This is a genomic window from Mucilaginibacter sp. P4_A11, assembly GCF_056402535.1.
The window spans coordinates 1-14,478 of record NZ_JBFUHE010000007.1 but is presented as its reverse complement, the minus strand read 5'-3'; the positions used below and the strand labels follow the sequence as shown (position 1 = coordinate 14,478).

Annotated in this window: 11 protein-coding genes and 1 tRNA gene; 9 read left to right on the top strand and 3 right to left on the bottom strand. The window is 41.0% G+C overall.

All coding sequences use genetic code 11. From position 1 onward, the window contains the following. Window positions 1-68 precede the first annotated feature (68 nt). From AC1DUD_RS14930 to AC1DUD_RS14910, 5 genes are all read left to right on the top strand, one after another. Window positions 69-725 (top strand): oxidoreductase, encoded by a 657-nt coding sequence (locus AC1DUD_RS14930; protein WP_477375638.1) that lies wholly within the window; start codon window positions 69-71, stop codon window positions 723-725. Next, window positions 722-2,587 (top strand): ABC-F family ATP-binding cassette domain-containing protein, encoded by a 1,866-nt coding sequence (locus tag AC1DUD_RS14925; protein ID WP_477375636.1) that lies wholly within the window; start codon window positions 722-724, stop codon window positions 2,585-2,587. Before AC1DUD_RS14930 ends, AC1DUD_RS14925 begins: the two co-directional genes overlap by 4 nt. Next, the gene (locus AC1DUD_RS14920; protein WP_477375634.1) at window positions 2,587-2,832 is read left to right on the top strand and encodes a CBU_0592 family membrane protein; all 246 of its coding nucleotides are present in this window, start codon (window positions 2,587-2,589) and stop codon (window positions 2,830-2,832) included. The genes AC1DUD_RS14925 and AC1DUD_RS14920 overlap by 1 nt, the downstream gene beginning before the upstream one ends. Before the next feature lie 294 nt (window positions 2,833-3,126). Continuing rightward, complete coding sequence (gene mnmG, locus AC1DUD_RS14915) at window positions 3,127-4,989, top strand: tRNA uridine-5-carboxymethylaminomethyl(34) synthesis enzyme MnmG (protein WP_477375632.1); 1,863 nt, start codon at window positions 3,127-3,129, stop codon at window positions 4,987-4,989. A 115-nt stretch (window positions 4,990-5,104) separates the two neighbouring features. Next, complete coding sequence (locus AC1DUD_RS14910) at window positions 5,105-6,745, top strand: Ig-like domain-containing domain (protein ID WP_477375630.1); 1,641 nt, start codon at window positions 5,105-5,107, stop codon at window positions 6,743-6,745. Here AC1DUD_RS14910 and AC1DUD_RS14905 read toward each other — a convergent pair. After that, window positions 6,735-7,247: a gamma carbonic anhydrase family protein gene (locus AC1DUD_RS14905; protein ID WP_477375628.1), complete on the bottom strand. Its 513-nt coding sequence runs from the start codon at window positions 7,245-7,247 to the stop codon at window positions 6,735-6,737. The genes AC1DUD_RS14910 and AC1DUD_RS14905 overlap by 11 nt on opposite strands. A 78-nt stretch (window positions 7,248-7,325) precedes the next feature. On the opposite strand from AC1DUD_RS14905, the gene AC1DUD_RS14900 reads away from it, so the two are divergent. Continuing rightward, a tRNA-Gly gene (locus AC1DUD_RS14900) sits at window positions 7,326-7,398 on the top strand. 128 nt (window positions 7,399-7,526) lie between these two features. Here the strand turns inward: AC1DUD_RS14900 and nadB are convergent. Further along, window positions 7,527-9,119, bottom strand: a complete 1,593-nt coding sequence (nadB, locus tag AC1DUD_RS14895) for an L-aspartate oxidase (RefSeq protein WP_330861083.1) — start codon at window positions 9,117-9,119, stop codon at window positions 7,527-7,529. Window positions 9,120-9,526: 407 nt separating this feature from the next. Between nadB and nadA the strand changes: the two genes are divergently transcribed. From nadA to AC1DUD_RS14880, 3 genes are all read left to right on the top strand, one after another. Beyond that, complete coding sequence (nadA, locus tag AC1DUD_RS14890; protein ID WP_477375626.1) at window positions 9,527-10,519, top strand: quinolinate synthase NadA; 993 nt, start codon at window positions 9,527-9,529, stop codon at window positions 10,517-10,519. Window positions 10,520-10,969: 450 nt separating this feature from the next. Further along, the gene (thiL, locus tag AC1DUD_RS14885) at window positions 10,970-12,016 is read left to right on the top strand and encodes a thiamine-phosphate kinase (protein WP_477375624.1); all 1,047 of its coding nucleotides are present in this window, start codon (window positions 10,970-10,972) and stop codon (window positions 12,014-12,016) included. Then, entirely contained in the window at window positions 12,016-12,456 is a 441-nt protein-coding gene (locus AC1DUD_RS14880; RefSeq protein WP_477375622.1) for a hypothetical protein, read from the top strand. The genes thiL and AC1DUD_RS14880 overlap by 1 nt, the downstream gene beginning before the upstream one ends. Before the next feature lie 187 nt (window positions 12,457-12,643). Here AC1DUD_RS14880 and AC1DUD_RS14875 read toward each other — a convergent pair whose 3' ends face one another. Further along, window positions 12,644-14,014 carry a DNA recombination protein RmuC gene (locus AC1DUD_RS14875; RefSeq protein ID WP_477375620.1) on the bottom strand — a complete coding sequence of 457 codons (1,371 nt, stop codon included), beginning with the start codon at window positions 14,012-14,014 and terminating at the stop codon, window positions 12,644-12,646. Between the last annotated feature and the right edge of the window lie 464 nt (window positions 14,015-14,478).

Here is a 14,478-nt window from a genome sequence, read left to right as displayed (position 1 = left end):
TATGTTTAAACACACAATATTTATTCCACAATTTAATTATGCGTATTTTTGCGGAAAATCAATAAGTAATGGCCAAAAAAGCTGTCGTTGCAGGCTCAAGCGGACTTATTGGCAGTCACCTCCTGCAAATTTTATTAGAACAAGCTTATTATGATGAAGTATTGATCCTGGTCAGAAAAAAAATACCACTTCAGCATAAAAAATTAACACAGCTTGTTATTGACTTTGATCAGCCCGAAACATACCAAAAAGAGCTGACTGGCCATGCCTTGTTCTGTTGTTTAGGATCAACCAAAAAGAAAACGCCTGATTTGAGCATTTATCGCAAGATAGATCATGATTATCCGTTATTACTGGCACAACTGGCCAAGCAAAACGGGATTGAACAATATCACCTGGTGTCTTCTATAGGAGCGAACATAAACGGGGCAAATTTTTATACCAAAACCAAAGGAGAAACGGAAGCTGATATTACAGCTGTAGGATTGCCTTCAGCACATATCTATCGGCCCTCCTTCTTAGTAGGCGACAGGCAGGAAAGCAGACCGATGGAAAAGTTTCTTCACAGTTTAATGAAAGTGATCAATCCCCTGCTTTTTGGCAGCTGGAAAAAATATCAAAGCATAGCGGCATCAACAGTTGCCATGGCCATGTATAAACAATCAATAAAAAAAGCGACTGGTGTATTTGTATACGAGTCGGATAAAATAAAACAACTATCGTGAGTACTTATCTTTCTGCCGAGAACCTTGGCCATCAATTTCATGACAACTGGTTATTTAAAAATGTAACCATAGGTATTAACCGCGGCCGTAAGGTTGCACTTGTGGGTGTTAACGGTGCCGGCAAATCAACCCTTTTAAAAATACTGGGGGGTACTATAAAACCTACTGAAGGTAAAGTAGTGCAAGCACGTGACCTTAATATGGGATACCTTGAGCAGGATCCTAACTTTAAAAACGCGGTTACCATCAGCGATTATATTTTCCATGCCGATGATGTGCAACAGCAACTGATCCGCAGGTATGAGGAACTGATGGAGAACGATCCTGAAAATACCAAGGCCATCGAAAAGATCATGGAAGAGATGAGTGAGGTTGATGCCTGGGAATATGAGTACAAGATCAAAACTATTTTAGGCCGTTTAGATATCCACCATCTTAATCAGCACATCACTACCCTATCGGGTGGGCAAAAGAAACGTTTAGCCTTAGCTAAGCTGCTTATTGAAGATCCTGAAGTTTACATTTTGGATGAGCCTACCAACCATCTGGATATTGATACCATTGAATGGCTGGAGAAATTACTGACCGAAGGAAACAAAACCATACTGATGGTTACGCACGACAGGTATTTCCTGGATAACGTATGTAACGAGATATTAGAGATAGACCGTGGCAAGATCCAGCCTTATAATGGCAGCTATGGTTATTACCTTGAAAAGAAAGCTGAGCGTGAAGCAGCTGATGAAGCTTCTTTCCAAAAAAACTCAAACCTATTAAGGAAAGAACTGGAATGGATGCGCCGCCAGCCTCAGGCCCGTGGTACCAAATCAAAAGCGCGTATTGATGCCTACTATGACCTGGAAGAGAAAACCAAGAATGGCGGTATCCGTGATAAAGTTGAACTGAGCGTTAAAACAGCACGCCAAGGCAACAAGATCATGGAGATGGATCATCTCTATAAATCATTTAACGACAATACCTACATCAATAACTTCAGCTATATATTTAAAAAAGGCGACAGGATTGGTTTAGCCGGTAAAAACGGCAGCGGTAAATCAACCCTGTTAAATGTCATCACCGGCGCTTTACAACCTGACAAAGGAACCGTAATAAAAGGAGAAACTACTGTAATAGGCTATTTTCACCAGTCGGGTATCACTTTTAAAGAAGATGAACGCGTAATTGATATCGTAAAGAACGTTGCAGAGTTTATTACCATGGCCGATGGAAAAACTATTTCGGCTTCTGCGCTGCTTACTTTGTTTCTCTTCCCTCCTGCCAAGCAATATGGTTTTATATCAAAACTGAGCGGTGGCGAAAAGAAACGCCTGCAATTGATGAGCATCCTGATGAAGAACCCCAACTTCCTGATCCTGGATGAGCCTACCAATGATCTGGATATTGACACATTGAATGTACTGGAAGAGTTTTTAACCAACTACGGTGGTGTATTGATGATGGTATCACACGACAGGTATTTGTTGGATAAACTTACCGACCAGCTCTTCATCATGGAAGAAAAAGGTCATGTACGCATCTTTAATGGCAATTATTCGTCATACAGGCTCGAACTGGAAGAAGCCAAACAGCAAGCTAAGAAACCTGCTCCTGTGGTACAGGCACAAGCCCCTGCAGCTAAAAAAAGCAAGTTAAGCTTTAAAGAAACCAAGGAACTGGAAAATATAGAAGGTGAAATAAACACCATCGAAGTAAGTATAAAAGATAAAACCGCACAATTAGATACAGTAGGCATCGACCCTAAAAAGCTGGATGAAATACTGAAGCAAATTGAGGTTCTGAATAAACAATTGGACGATAAAAGCGCCCGTTGGATGGAATTAACCGAGTTAAACGAAGGATAATGAAAATATCAGATATTATAGCAACAACAGGTGTTATCATTCTTTTGATAGCCTTTTTATTGAATTTAACAGGTAAACTATCGGCACAGAATAAGCTTTACAGCTTGATGAATTTTATAGGAGCAGGAACATGCGGCTATGCCTCATACATGATAAGCTTCTACCCTTTTGTAGTATTAGAGAGCATCTGGGCATTTGTAGCTTTAATATCATTATTCAGGGTTCCACGTGGAACATCTGCTTAATTGAGGTAATTTTGTGGTTTATTAATAAGTCTGGAGCGATAAATTATAGATTGAAAGCTAAAATTCAATAAGCTTCAGAATTACATTTAATATAGATGTTCCACGTAGAACATCTCAAAAAAGGTAGGGTTTTAAGTCAGCATAATCAAACTTAGAACCCGCCTTAGTACTTTAAATAAACGTTCCACGTGGAACAAACAAGTCGGAAGTATAAAGTTTCGAGTCGAAATCAAGCAGGCTTAGTCCTGAAAACTTCCGGCTTAAGACTTCCAAAAGTGGAACAAGGAGGATAAAATGTTTAAGAAATATAATGTAATAGTAGTAGGTGCCGGGCATGCAGGCTGTGAAGCTGCTGCTGCTGCTGCTAACTTAGGTTCTTCAGTTTTACTGATAACCATGAATATGGGTACCATTGCACAGATGAGTTGTAATCCCGCAATGGGTGGTGTTGCCAAGGGACAAATAGTGCGTGAGGTAGATGCTTTGGGTGGATATTCGGGCATTATAACTGATAAAACATCTATCCAATTCAGGATGCTTAATCAGTCAAAAGGTCCTGCTATGTGGAGCCCACGTGCGCAAAGCGACCGCATGAGGTTTGCTGAAGAGTGGCGTTTAGCGTTAGAAGCAACTCCTAATGTTGACTTTTGGCAGGATACTGTTACCTCCCTATTGGTAAAAAACAATACTATAGCAGGTGTACGTACCTCTATAGGTATCGAGATTGAAGCAGATGCGGTAGTATTAACCAACGGTACTTTCTTAAACGGAGTGATCCATATAGGTGAAAAAAAGTTTGGAGGAGGTCGTACAGGCGAGAAAGCAGCTACAGGATTAACCGAGCAATTGGTTGAATTAGGCTTTGAAGCAGGCCGTATGAAGACCGGTACCCCACCCCGCGTGGATGGCCGCAGTCTTAACTATAGCCTGATGGAAGAACAATGGGGAGACCCTGTAAGAGGCAAATTCTCTTTTACGGACGTACCTTTTATAGAAGAACAACGCTGCTGCTGGATCACCTATACCAATACCGATGTACACGAAACATTGAAGGAAGGTTTTGAAAAATCACCAATGTTTACTGGTAGAATTAAAGGTTTAGGTCCACGTTACTGCCCTTCAATTGAAGACAAAATCAACCGTTTTGCAGAGCGTGACCGCCATCAGATCTTCGTTGAACCGGAAGGATTGAACACCGTAGAAATCTATGTAAATGGTTTCTCTACCTCTCTGCCTGAAGATGTACAATACAAAGCACTCACCAAAATACCAGGATTTGAGAATGCCAAAATGTTCAGGCCAGGTTATGCTATCGAGTATGATTTCTTCCCTCCTACACAATTAGGCTTAACCTTAGAGACCAAACAGATCAGCAACCTTTACTTCGCAGGGCAGATCAATGGTACTACCGGTTATGAAGAAGCAGCGTCACAAGGCTTCATAGCAGGGATCAATGCGCACCAAAAAATTAACGATAAACATGAGCTGATCCTGAAAAGATCAGAATCATATATAGGTGTTTTGATAGATGACCTGGTGACTAAAGGTACCGAAGAGCCATACCGGATGTTCACTTCAAGGGCCGAGCACCGCCTGTTATTACGCCAGGATAACGCCGATATCAGGCTCTCCCCTATGGGCCATGAGTTAGGATTGATCAGCGATGAGCGTTTGGAAAAAGTAAATCAAAAGGTAAAAAACTCTGACGATATTGTAGCCTATACCAAAAGCAAGTCTATCGATCCGTCAACAGTAAATAGCCTGATGGAAGAATTGGGTACCAGTCCGCTGGCACAAAGTACCAAACTGTTCAATCTATTGAGTCGCCCCCAGGTAACCTTCAATGATCTGAAAACTGCCGACACCGCACTGGCAGAGTTGCTTTCAGCTTATGATAAAGAAACTATTGAGCAGGCTGAAATAAAAATCAAATATGAGAGTTATTTCATCAAGGAGATGGAAATCGTAGACCGGATGAAAAAAATGGAAGACCGCGAGATCAATCCAAATTTTGATTATCATACTTTGGTATCACTTTCAAAAGAAGCGCGTGAAAAATTAATGAGGATAAAACCACGCACTTTAGGCCAGGCATCACGAATTTCTGGTGTTTCACCGTCCGATATCTCTGTTTTAATGGTTCATGTATCAAGATAATATATAAACAACTGATAATTAAGTAATTATAAAATACCCTTTAAAATCGATTATTTTTAATTTTTAATAGTACTTGTTATAAAAACATAAAAATCGCTTATATCGCCTAAAAACCATGTTAAACACAAAATCGGCTATTTTTTACAAGAACTCGTTACTGATTTTTATCGTTTTATTCATTTTTGGCTGCGCGGCCCAGCAACCACCGCAAGGAGGGCCGCGCGACCAGACTCCGCCCAAATTGGTGAAGGCAATTCCCGGAAATAAAACCCGGAATTTTGCCGCCAAACAAATTGACCTGGAATTTGACGAGTTCATCAAACTCAATAACGCTTACCAGGAAATCAGCATGAGCCCGGCCATGGAGAAGCAACCTGAGTATTCATCAAACAAAAGAAAATTAAAAGTTGAGTTTAAGGATACCCTTCTAAAAAATACTACTTATGTTATCAACTTCGGAAAATCAATACAAGACGTAAATGAAAGCAACGTCCTTAAAAATTTCACGTATGTTTTTTCCACCGGTAACCATATCGACTCGCTCAGCATTACCGGTTCAGTAACCAACACCCTCACCCAGGAAAAAGAGAAGGATGTGCTGGTCTTCCTCTTCCCGGTAAAGCAGGACACCCTCTTCGGAAAAAAGAAACCTTCCATCTTTGCCCTAACCGATTCATCAGGAAATTTCGCATTAAATAATTTGCGTGAAGACGACTACCGCATTTATGCGTTGAAAGAAGCCAGCCCGGATAAAATTTTCAACCGCGATGAAGAACTGATCGCATTCCTTAAAAAACCAATCCACCTCCGGTCGGATACCTCGAACATTCAACTTAACCTTTTCAAACAGGATCCTGAAAAATTCAGGGTATCCGAAAAACGTTTTGACAGTGATGGAAAATTATTATTGGTATTTAATAAAGGCTTGACTCAGCCGGCTATCAAAGTCATCTACCCTACCGATATTGATAACAAGAAACAGGTATCATTTTCGCGCACAAAAGATACGGCCTCTGTTTATTTGCGCAATATGAATTTTGATTCTTTACGTGTAGCCATATTTGATAAAGGCAAAGCAATTGATACCATCTATCAGTTAAAACGTAAAAATGAAAGCTTTACACGTACTGTAACAACAAGTTATAATATTGGCAACGACAGCAAGCTAAAACCAGGTAGCAACCTGGTAATTACCGCAAGCATCCCTATCGAAAATATCGACCAGTCGCAAATTACATTGAATGAAGATTCGGTAGCAACAAGTGATTATACGCTGCAAAAAGATACCGGCAACTATAAACTGCTCAATTTAAAATACCGCTGGCGCGAAACCAGTAAATACGAGTTGATACTCAACGAAGGTGCATTGACCGATATTTATGGTGATAAGAATAAACGACTAACTAAAAAATTCCAGATCAATAAACTGGATAATTATAGCCAGCTTACCGTAAAGCTCACTGTACCCGACACTGCCAAAGCATATGTAGTTGAGCTTTTAGGCGAAGACAAGAAACTAATTCAAAGCGATCCTATTACCAAAAATACCTCGTTGGTATACAAAGGGATACTGGCTGCCAAATACTATATAAGGATCATTTACGACGAAAATAAAAACGGTAAATGGGATAGCGGAAACGTTCGGCTAAAACGACAGCCCGAAAATATCTGGCTGAATGAAAAACTTATTACGCTAAGGCCAAATTGGGAAGCAGAAGAACCAGTCACCATTCCCAAAGAGCGGATTACTCCTTAAACCAACCGGAGTACATGATATAATTTTGAGGCAACTGCTTCAACATAGCCCTTTGCTCATCGGTAAGGGGTTTTATTTTTTTTGCAGGAATGCCGGCATATAAATAACCCGACTCACAAATTGTATTCTCCAGTACCACTGCACCTGCAGCAATGATCACAAACTCATTTACAACCGCGTGATCCATCACAATGGCGCCCATACCAATCAAAGTATGGTCATGCAAAGTACAGCCGTGTACAAGCGCGTTATGCCCTATAGAAACGCTGTTACCTATGTTAGTCGGCGCTTTTAAATAGGTAGCGTGGATTACAGCACCATCCTGGATATTGGTGTTGCTCCCTATTTTAATGTAATGTACATCGCCCCTGATCACCGCATTAAACCACACCGAGCAATTATCGCCCATGACCACATCCCCTACTATGGTACAATTTTCGGCTATAAAACAATCATTGCCCCAAACCGGGCTTTTACCTTTAACTGGTAGTATAACAGGCATAGCTTAATTAGTTAGTGAATTATTGATTTAGTGAATTAACGATTTAAATAATTTTCTTTATGTTTGGATATCAAATAAGCGAAAATAGCTCAGTCGGTAGAGCGTCAGTTTCCCAAACTGAAGGCCGCGGGTTCGAATCCCGTTTTTCGCTCATTCATAACTTTTCTTAAACAACCGTCATTGCGAGGTACGAAGCAATCGCGAACTATGCAAGACGGACCTGCAAATTGGGGATTGCTTCGTACCTCGCAATGACGGTTTATAATTTATTACCACACACTAAAACACCGTATCCTGTATCTGTTCAGCATGTTCGGGATAATCCGTAGTATAATGCAGCCCCCTGCTCTCTTTACGCAACATGGCTGATTTTACTACGATAAATGATACCTGGATCAAATTACGCAGCTCGCATAATTTAACAGAAAGCTTTGTTTTTTTGTAGAAATCCTCTGTTTCTTCATACAATAATTTCAATCTGCGTAAAGCCCTGTCAAGCCTGAAATCCGAACGGACAATGCCCACATAGTCATTCATCAGCTTTTGCATTTCGCGCACGTTGTGGGTAACCAGGATATCTTCGTTTGAGAGCTGTACACCTTTCTCATCCCAGTCAGGGATATTATCAGGGATCACGTTATTTTCAAATCTAACTATTGCATCTTCATAAATGCGATGCGCAAAAACTAAAGCCTCCAGTAATGAATTGGAAGCTAAACGATTAGCACCATGCAGGCCTGTTGAAGAACATTCGCCGCAGGCATATAACCTTAATATAGACGACTGCCCAACATGATCAACCAAAATACCGCCACACATATAATGACAGGCCGGCGCAACGGGGATCATATCCTTGGTCATATCGATTCCTATTTCCAGGCATTTAGCGTAAATGTTAGGGAAATGGTTCAGGATATCCTTTTTACTGCGGTGCCTTACATCTAAATAAACAAAATCCTCACCTGATTTCTTTATCTCGGCATCAATAGCTCTTGCAGTAATATCACGTGGCGCTAATGATTTACGCTCATCATACTCATGCATAAATTCTTCGCCATTGGTACGTTTCAACACGCCACCAAAGCCACGTACAGCTTCAGATATCAAGAACGAAGGATATTCGCCAGGGTTATACAAAGCCGTTGGATGAAATTGCATAAACTCCATATTACGCACTTTACCTTTTGCACGGTACACCATGGCTATACCATCACCGGTTGCAATAGTTGGGTTTGTAGTAACCGCATAAATATGCCCGGCACCACCAGCTGCCATTACCGTAACCTTCGAAAGGATCTTTTCAACAATTTTTGTTTCTGTATTAAAGGCATAGATCCCAAAGCAGGTGATATCAGTACTTGATTTACCCACCAGCTCACCCAAATGGTGCTGCGTAATTAAATCAACTGCAAAATAATGCGTAAGTATCTCAATATTAGGGTTTTTATGAATTTCCTCTAAAAGTGAACGCTCTATCTCCCAGCCAGTTACATCTTTATAATGTAATACGCGAAACTCGGAATGTCCACCCTCTTTTGCCAGGTCATAAACACCTTCATTTGTCTTATCGAAATTGGTTCCGTAATCAATTATTTCGTTAATGCGGGCCGGGCCTTCTTTAACAACGGCTTCAACAACTTCGCGGTCGCAAAGGCCATCACCACTTATTAAGGTATCCTGGATATGTTTTTCAAAAGAATCTTCTTTTTTATCCACAACCACCGCAACCCCTCCCTGGGCATATTTGGTGTTGGATTCGTCTTCGTTCGACTTGGTAACTATCAGAACCTTACCATGCTTCGCAGCTTTGAGCGCAAAACTTAATCCGGCTATCCCTGAACCCACTACAAGGAAATCAACATTTCGGGTCATATTTTATATGAATGTGTGTAAAAGTAGTACTAATGTTAATAACAGCTGTAAAACCTGTTAAGTTTATGTAAACAAAAAGTGAAAAATAGTTTACAATGTGTATAACTCCCTTTCTCGTGTCGAATATCAATATTTTTTGAGCGACTTTTACGACACTTTAGTCATAAAGCTAACATTTTGTCAACCCTGAAAATATCAACATAAAACTTTCTGAAATAAAAATTGATTGTCATAGATATCTAAAAATCAGTAGGCTGAATGGTGGAAAAGTGTTTATAAGTGTTAATAAATTGTGAAAACTAATTTTTAAAACAAAAATTACTCCGACTTTTGCACATTACCAACACCCTAATAAACAATAGTTTTATTTTAATTAAAAAGTAGTTGTTATTATTTGAATTGTGGAAATGAATACCTTCGAAGAAATAAATCTGAAAGGATACGTAGATGAAAAGATTGATCCGACGCTTGATCTTTTCGCGGAAATTGAAAAATTAAAAAAGCAAAAAAATGCGGTGATCCTGGCGCACTATTACCAGGATGGCGACATCCAGGATATTGCCGATTACATTGGCGATAGTTTGGGATTATCCCAACAAGCTGCCAAGACGGATGCCGACATTATTGTTTTTGCGGGTGTACATTTCATGGCCGAAACAGCCAAGATACTGTCGCCAACAAAGAAGGTTTTACTGCCAGATGCAAAGGCAGGTTGTTCATTAGCAGATAGTTGCCCGCCTCACTTGTTTAAAAAGTTTAAGGAAAACTATCCTGATCACCTGGTGATCACTTATGTAAACTGCACAGCCGAACTGAAAGCTTTAAGTGACATTGTTTGCACATCGAGCAATGCGGTACAGATCGTAGAAAGTTTGCCAAAGGATCAGAAGATCATCTTTGGGCCGGATAAAAACCTTGGTGCGTATGTTGCCAAAAAGACTGGTCGCGACCTGGTATTGTGGAATGGTGCGTGCATGGTTCACGAGATATTTTCGAGAGAAAAGATCACTAAGTTGAAGGAAAGGTACCCGGGAGCAAAATTACTTGCGCACCCTGAATGTGAGGATGTTATACTGGAAATGGCCGATTATGTTGGTTCAACAACCGGGATTTTGAAATATGCAGGCGCCAGGCCAGATAAGGAATTTATCGTGGCAACTGAAGCTGGCATTTTACACCAGATGCAAAAGGAAAACCCGGATAAAATGTTTATCCCGGCGCCGCCAAACAACAATTGTGCTTGCAACGACTGCCCGCACATGAAACGTAATACACTGGAAAAGTTGTATTTGTGTTTAAAAAATGAAATGCCCGAGATTACAGTACCTGAGCATATCATTGAAAAAGCGGTAAAACCAATTGAGCGAATGCTGGAGATTTCAGCGCAGCTGGGATTATAGTTTTTGGGATTTCACCGAGACGAAGACGATTTCATCGATTTTTTGATTGGTAAAATGGCCTTGATTTGAAACTTATAAACCTGGTAAATGTGGAAAACCGAACGGGCTTGGATTGAAGGTATTTTTAAGAAAAAATGCCTCTGAGGCGCTAAAATAGCCAAAAATCTTAAAAATTTTTCCGCCAAAGGCGGATATAATGTATAAAGGCTGCGGCCCGGGAAATGGAGTTATCCACATTGTTGTTAAGAAGTATAAAAGCTAAACGGAAATTCGAGTATATATATTTGTCGTCCGTTTTTGGAGGTGAACAAATTTTGGTGGGTATGTGAACCAAAATTGTAAAAAAAATTTCCCGCCTTTGGCGGAATATGTAAAACCGGGTTGCGGCCCGAGAAATTTATAAAAATAATTAGAAAGTCGCCCCTTTAGGGGAGATTTAGAGGTGAAATTATGTTTGAAAATCAGGATAGAACGAATTTAGAGGAGCTTGGCGAATTTGGCCTTATCGGTCATTTAACCAAGAATATCAAGCTCACCAACGAAAGCTCGAAAAAGGGTGTTGGCGATGATGCGGCCGTACTTGATTTCGCCGGCAAGCAGGTGCTGGTAAGTACTGATATGCTTTTGGAGGGGATTCATTTTGATTTGGCATATACGCCGCTTAAACATTTGGGTTACAAGGCTATACAGGTAAACCTGAGTGATATTTATGCCATGAATGGTATAGCGTCGCAGGTTACGGTTTCTATCGGGGTGTCGAGCAAATTTCCGTTGGAAGCCATAGAGGAGCTTTACCAGGGGATCTATATCGCCTGTGAAAAATATAACGTGGATTTGATTGGTGGTGATACTACCTCGTCAAAACAAGGGTTGGTGATCAGCGTAACTTCTATCGGTTATGCCGATGAAGCGGATATTGTATACCGCAATGGTGCCGAAGAAGGTGATTTGATTTGTGTATCCGGCGATTTGGGTGGTGCTTATACCGGTTTGCAGTTGTTGGAACGGGAGAAATTGATTTACCTGGAAAATCCGAATATCCAACCTGACCTGGAAGGGAAAGATTACATTGTTGAGCGCCAGCTGAAACCCGAAGCCCGCCGGGATGTGGTGGAACTGCTGAAAAGTATCGAGGTAAAACCAACCGCTATGATCGATGTATCTGATGGTTTGGCATCAGAATTATTACACATCTGCAAGCAAAGCAACAAGGGTTGTAACCTTTACGAGGAGAAAATCCCGCTTGACCCGATGACGTTTGAAACTGCCCGCGCGTTTAACCTCGACCCAACTATTTGCGCTTTAAGCGGGGGTGAAGATTACGAATTATTGTTCACGGTTAAGCAGGCTGATTACGATAAGATCAAATTTAAAATGGATATCACTATCATCGGTTATATCACCGAAGCATCGGCCGGCTGTAACCTGGTTACCAAAAGTGGTACTGTACACGAACTGAAAGCCCAGGGCTGGAACGCGTTTAAAAAAGCTGAATAATGTTGAAGGGAGCGTTTGATAAATTTTACCTGAACAATCATCCCGATGGTAAACCACCGGAGATTTTTGTGAAAGGAATTTTACTGCTTTATTTAGGCTTGTTGATTCAAACGCTCAATAATTACCTGGATGGTTTTAATTTTTCTGCCATCCTGTTTATATTATTTGCCGTTGGCTTTTTGATCTTTGTTACAGGCGAAGGGAAAAAATGGGCAAGGATCATCCTATCGGTTTTGATCCTGTTGAATGTATTTTTCCTGGGGTCATCGTTGCTGTATAGTTTTGGAATTTTGCATGATACTTCCGCTCCAAAAAAGAGCATTGAAATGCCTGTTTATCTCATCATTTTAACCATTGCAGAGATCATTATTGAGCTGTGGGGATGGGCACTGATGTTTACCAAACAGGCAGATTGGTGGTTTGAAAGGAAGAAGAACTAAAATTTCATCGCGAGCGATAGCGTGGCAATCTAACCTCATGCTATACCGCGCTCCCTGTTCTCGAACGCGTCGTTGCACGAAGCAATCCCCGGCTTTACAGAGAGACTTGCATAGCTGCTCTGCTCATTTGGGATTGCTTCGTACCTCGCAATGACGGGAAGTTTAAATTTAATGGAAAAGACAGTACTTACTCATCACCAATAAACTTCTGATCTATTTGCTTATCAGCTTTGGCACCTAATTTTTTGATCTTTTCGGCAGTAATAGTAAGGTTGCCCCTACCCTCCGATAGTTTATTGATAGCATTATTATAGGCTGATTGTGTTTGATTGATGTTTTTGCCAATGCTGTCCATATCGCCTAAAAAGCCAACAAATTTATCATACATATCACCGCTTAAACGGGCTATTTCCAATACGTTGCGGTTTTGGCGTTCCTGTTTCCACATGCTGGCAATAGTGCGCAGGGTAGCCAGCAGTGTAGAGGGACTAACAATTACCACTTTCCTGTCCCAGGCATAATTGAACAGCTCGCCATCCAGTTGCACAGCTATACTGAACGAGGACTCTATCGGCACAAAAAGTAATACAAAATCGGGCGAATTGATCTTATACAAGTCATGATATTTTTTGGCCGACAGGCCTGCAACATGTCCGCGGATAGATTCGACATGGGCTTTGGCGAAGAGTTTACGGTCATCTTCTGTATCGGTATTTACCAGTTTTTCGTAGGCTATCAGTGATACCTTGGAGTCGATGATAAGGTGCTTATCATCCGGCAGATCGATGATCACATCGGGTTGATATCTTGTACCATCCGAAGCCTGCATTGCGGCTTGGATGCGGTATTCCTGGTCTCTAATAAGACCTGAACGTTCCAGTACCCGCTCCAGGATCACCTCGCCCCAGTTGCCCTGTTTTTTGTTATCTCCTTTGAGGGCCTTGGTCAAATTTTGGGCCTCATCGCTGATCTGTTTGTTAAGGTCCATGAGCTGGGTGATCACCCCTTTCAGGGTATTTCGTTCCGCAGCCTCCATGTTATAAACCTTCTCTACCTTATCCTCAAAGGCCTTCAGGTTTTCCTTTAACGGATTAAGGATAACATCCAAATTGCTACGGTTGATATCGGTAAACTCCTTCGATTTTTCTTTAAGCAGTTTTTCGGCCACATTTTCAAATTCACGCTGAAATTGCGTGCGGATCTGCTCAATTTCAACTTTTTGCTCCTGTAGTTTTTCCTGTTGTGATTTATAATAGGCCCGGGCGCTTTCCAATGATTGATTGGCTTGCGCCAACTGGGTTCGCTCGTATAAAAGCTCATCGATAAGGCGGTTCTTTTCCTCCTTTAAAAAGTTGGTAATACTTTCTTTTTCAGCGGTTAACCCATTAACTTTTTCTTCAGCTTTCGCCAATGAAATTTTGAGCTGATCATGCTCAAAGCGGAGTTTATTCAACTCATCAGCCGAGATCAGTTCAACCGCTTTTGGCTTTTTCAGAAACAAAAAAACGGCTATCAGCAGGATAATAAGTGATACAAATACTAATATAATACCAGTCATTTATTTGATAAAAATATTAGCAAAGTAAAGTATTAAAAACAACAAATGCTAATAAAATTAATTAGTAGAAAGTGTAACCTTTCTAAAAAGGGGTGTCATGCTGGGTGGGTAAATCCCATGGAATTTGAAGGAGAAATGATATTTGTCCCTTTGTCATGCTGAGTGTTTAAATCCGATGGACTCTGAAGGTGCAATGACATCTCCACAACGTCATGGCGAGGTACGAAGCAATCCCCGACAGGCAGGTAACGATCTTTGTTCTATGGACTTACATCGTCGAGCTCTTGGCCGCGCGGGGCCAGATACTTTTGTCTTGACACAAAAGTATCCAAAAAGTCAAGTCAGCAGGTAGGCTTCTTTGCGCACAAGGCCTTTGCCCTGCAAACCGGACAGAACCACGGGCTGCAATTATTTTGCCCCGCTGCGCTCCCTATGCTTCTGCAAAAACTTGCTATGCCCCTTCC

Excerpts from the sequence above, each read along its gene's own strand:
- AC1DUD_RS14930 (WP_477375638.1), top strand. The coding sequence starts at position 69 with ATGGCCAAAAAAGCTGTCGTTGCAGGCTCAAGCGGACTTATTGGCAGT.
- AC1DUD_RS14920 (WP_477375634.1), top strand. The coding sequence starts at position 2,587 with ATGAAAATATCAGATATTATAGCAACAACAGGTGTTATCATTCTTTTG.
- mnmG (WP_477375632.1), top strand. The coding sequence starts at position 3,127 with ATGTTTAAGAAATATAATGTAATAGTAGTAGGTGCCGGGCATGCAGGC.
- AC1DUD_RS14910 (WP_477375630.1), top strand. The coding sequence starts at position 5,105 with ATGTTAAACACAAAATCGGCTATTTTTTACAAGAACTCGTTACTGATT.
- AC1DUD_RS14905 (WP_477375628.1), bottom strand. The coding sequence starts at position 7,247 with ATGCCTGTTATACTACCAGTTAAAGGTAAAAGCCCGGTTTGGGGCAAT.
- nadB (WP_330861083.1), bottom strand. The coding sequence starts at position 9,119 with ATGACCCGAAATGTTGATTTCCTTGTAGTGGGTTCAGGGATAGCCGGA.
- nadA (WP_477375626.1), top strand. The coding sequence starts at position 9,527 with ATGAATACCTTCGAAGAAATAAATCTGAAAGGATACGTAGATGAAAAG.
- thiL (WP_477375624.1), top strand. The coding sequence starts at position 10,970 with ATGTTTGAAAATCAGGATAGAACGAATTTAGAGGAGCTTGGCGAATTT.
- AC1DUD_RS14880 (WP_477375622.1), top strand. The coding sequence starts at position 12,016 with ATGTTGAAGGGAGCGTTTGATAAATTTTACCTGAACAATCATCCCGAT.
- AC1DUD_RS14875 (WP_477375620.1), bottom strand. The coding sequence starts at position 14,014 with ATGACTGGTATTATATTAGTATTTGTATCACTTATTATCCTGCTGATA.